General features: G+C 64.2%; 1 protein-coding gene. It reads right to left on the minus strand.

From position 1 onward, the window contains the following. The coding region (locus JTJ32_RS26285; RefSeq protein ID WP_210043814.1) for an AMP-binding protein at positions 1-899 on the minus strand (899 nt) is incomplete at both ends.

The following is an 899-nucleotide window of genomic DNA, read 5'->3' on the forward strand; positions in this document are numbered from 1 at the left end:
AGCCCGACCTGCGGCAGGCGCTTGAGCACCTGTCCGGCCAGTTCCGCAGGCAAGGCTTCGCCGCTGCACACCACTCGTTTCAGGCTGTGGCAGCTTTCCACCTGTCGATGGCCGAGGAAGGCCTGCAGCATCGACGGCACGAAGTGCAACGTCGTGACCTGATGCTGCCGGATGGTCTGCACCAGTCGCTCAGGATCGCGATGATCACCCGGCAGTGCCACGGCCAGACGAGCCCCCGTCAGCAGCGGCCAGAAGAATTCCCAGACCGACACGTCGAAGCTGAACGGGGTTTTCTGCAGCACCGTGTCGGTTGCGTCCAGCGCGTAGGCCTTCTGCATCCAGTGCAGGCGGTTGACCAGCGCACGATGGCTGTTGCCCGCGCCCTTGGGTTTGCCGGTCGAGCCCGAGGTGTAAATCATGTAGGCCAGGTTCAGCGGATCTGTCAGGTTGACCGGGTTGGCGGTGCTGTAGCCGTTCAGCCCGTCGCCGTTGCGATCCAGACACAGGCTCTGCACCCCGGCAGGCAGTGGCAGACGCGCCAGCAGCGGGGTCTGGGTCAGCAGCAGGCCGATGCCGCTGTCCTGCATCATGTAGGCCAGTCGGTCTTCGGGATAATCCGGGTCCAGCGGCACATAGGCACCGCCCGCCTTGACGATGGCCAGCAGGCCGATCACCAGTTCCAGGCTGCGCTCGACACAAATCCCGACCCGCACATCCGGACCGACACCCGACTCCCGCAGTCGATGGGCCAGTTGGTTGGCACGGGCATTGAGCTGCGTGTAGCTCAGCTGTTGTTGATCAAAGATCAGCGCGGGCGCGTCCGGCGTTTTTTGAACCTGAGCCTCGATCAGCGTATGAATGCACTGCTCGCTCGGGAAGGCCGCAGCCGTGGCGTTCCA

Source organism: Pseudomonas alliivorans (genome assembly GCF_017826695.1).
GTDB classification, from domain to species: Bacteria; Pseudomonadota; Gammaproteobacteria; order Pseudomonadales; family Pseudomonadaceae; genus Aquipseudomonas; species Aquipseudomonas alliivorans.